At 47.8% G+C, this 689-nt stretch carries 1 pseudogene; it reads left to right on the top strand.

Annotated elements, in window-relative coordinates:
- Positions 1–66: 66 nt before the first annotated feature.
- Positions 67–672 (top strand): annotated as a pseudogene (locus ACP45E_RS01040) (arginase family protein); the annotation flags it as partial.
- Between the last annotated feature and the right edge of the window lie 17 nt (positions 673–689).

Genomic DNA, 689 nt, shown 5'->3' on the forward strand with positions numbered 1-689 from the left:
TCGGCGTCCCTAATTTAGCGGCGCGCATCGTTAACGGCGCGTTATATCACCGTGAAGGGCATAACAATGACTAACCCACACACCGTTACTGATCACACATTCCACTGGCAAGGTCGACATGATGCCGAAGACGCAGAGCTTGGTAAGCGCGTTCATCATGTCGTGAAGAAAATGCAAGCTTATGATCTTAATACCACCGACAACTTTGTCAGTATCTTAGGGTTTCCTAGCGATGCAGGCGTCGCAAGAAATAAAGGACGAATTGGCGCGAAGAAGGCACCAAATTTGATTCGCCAAGCGTTAGCCAATATGGCCTGGCATAAAAACGTATCACTTGTCGATTTAGGTAATGTTGCTTGTGAAGACGATCAACTCGAAGATAGCCAAGCGCAATGTGCGCAAGTGATTACAACTGCCCTCGCCCGCTCACCTGTAATTACGCTTGGGGGTGGGCATGAAGTCGCCTGGCCGTCGTTCTTGGGGTTAGCCAACCATTTAAAAAGTAAGGCACCTGAGCTCAAACCCAAGATTGGAATCATTAACTTTGATGCGCATTTTGATCTTCGTGCTTTTGAAAGCAATCATGCTGACGTTAAACCCAGTTCTGGTACACCCTTTAATCAAATTAGCCGCTACTGTCAGAGCAACGGCTGGGGTTTTCACTACGCATGTTAGATCGGAAGAGCGGT

It is taken from the genome of Vibrio genomosp. F10 str. 9ZD137, from assembly GCF_049974785.1.
In the GTDB taxonomy this organism is placed as follows: Bacteria; Pseudomonadota; Gammaproteobacteria; order Enterobacterales; family Vibrionaceae; genus Vibrio.